Here is a 1,679-nt window from a genome sequence, read left to right on the forward strand (position 1 = left end):
GGGCGGGGGTGCGGCAGGGGTCGAGGGCGCGGAGCGCCGCCGGCCCGTGGAGGCGACGTCAGCCGTGCCGTGCGTGCAGCGGGTCCTGGAGCAGGTAGTCGTCCATGACGCGCACGCCGAACTCGAGGCTGCTGACCAGGACCTGCTCGTCCACCCCGTGGACGTACGTCCAGGCGTCGAAGCCCGGCGGGGTCAGGCCGGGTCCGAACCCGTAGCACTGGATCCCCAGTTTGCTGAACGCCTTGGCGTCGGTGCCGCCCGACATGATGAACGGCAGGACGAGCGCTTCCGGGTCCGACCGGCGCAGCGCGGCCGCCATCGCCGCGAACTCGGGCGCGCTGTGGTCGGCCGCGACGGGGGCCGCGTAGTTGTGGAAGGAACGGGTGACGCGTTCACCCAGCAGCTCGTCGACCGTGTCGAAGAAGGCCTGCTCGGCGCCGGGCAGGATGCGCCCGTCGACTCCGGCGACGGCCTCGCCGGGGATGACGTTGTGCTTGTAACCGGCCTTCAGCATGGTGGGGTTCACGGTGTGCGACACCGTGGCCTCGACCAGGCGCGCGGCCTCGCCCAGGCGGGCCAGCGAAGCCGGGTCGGCCGGGTCGACCCGGAAACCCAGCTGCCGCTCGAGCCCGTCCAGGAGCGTGCGGACGGCCGGCACCACGTCCACCGGCCACCGGTGCGCGGCCAGCGCGGACAGGGCGTGGGCGAGGGCCGCGACCGCGTTGTCGCCACCGGGCCGTGAGCCGTGGCCCGCCGCACCGCGCGCCGTCAGGTTCATCCAGGCACTGCCCCGCTCGCCCACGGCGATCGGGTAGAGCCGGCTTTCGTCGGGAAGGTGGACCGAGTAGCCGCCGGACTCGCCGATCGCCGTGGTCACCCCCTCGAACAGCTCGGGGTGGCGCTCGGTCAGGAAACCCGCGCCCAGGGCGCCGGTGTCCTCCTCGTCGGCGACGAAGGCCATCACGACGTCCCGGGGCGGCCGCACGCCACGCCGGGCCCAGGAGCGGGCGACGGCGAGCATCATCGCGTCCATGTCCTTCATGTCCAGCGCGCCTCTTCCCAGCACCGTCCCGTCCCGGACCTCGCCGCAGAACGGGTCGAAGCTCCAGTCGGCCGGCTCGGCCGGAACGACGTCGAGGTGGCCGTGGACCAGGAGCGCGGGCGCCGAGGGGTCGCTGCCGGGGATGCGCACGACCGTACTGGCGCGCCGCGGCTCCGATTCGAGGACGACGGGGTCGTACCCCGCCTCGGACAGCAAGGTCGCGGTCCATTCCGCCGCCTCGCGCTCGCCGCGCGATTCACCGCCTCCGTAGTTGCTGGTGTCGAAACGGATCAGGCGCGCGCACAGGTCGGTGACATCGGCGCACAGCGCCTGCGCCTCGGGGGATCCGGCCGGCAGGGGGCCGGGGCCGGTCCCGGTGGTGCGGTGGTCGAAGGCGTGGCCGGACGCCGCACGGGCACGGTCGTCCGGAAGCGGGGAAGTGGTCATGGCAGGACTCGATGGCTTTCTCGACGGGGACCGGCTGTCTCGTGAGCCGCCGCGCCGCGCTGCGCGAAGGCTCAGGACGAGGGCGCGGACGAGGGATCAGCGGCGCGGGTCGGTGTCGGGTTCGGGTTCGGGACGCGCCGCGGGGTCGCGCGGAGCGGGTACGCGATAGGCGCGCAGCGAGCGGAAGACC

Annotated in this window: 1 protein-coding gene; it reads right to left on the reverse strand. The window is 73.9% G+C overall.

Annotated features, from left to right (window positions below; all coding sequences use genetic code 11):
- Positions 1-58: 58 nt before the first annotated feature.
- On the reverse strand, positions 59-1,489 hold the full coding sequence (locus ACOV8S_RS32995) for a M20/M25/M40 family metallo-hydrolase (protein WP_448322355.1): 1,431 nt from the start codon (positions 1,487-1,489) through the stop codon (positions 59-61).
- Between the last annotated feature and the right edge of the window lie 190 nt (positions 1,490-1,679).

It is taken from the genome of Streptomyces sp. CO7 (assembly GCF_053474865.1).

Bases quoted from the DNA above. Each gene is read 5' to 3' on its own strand.
- ACOV8S_RS32995 (WP_448322355.1), bottom strand. From the start codon at position 1,489: ATGACCACTTCCCCGCTTCCGGACGACCGTGCCCGTGCGGCGTCCGGC.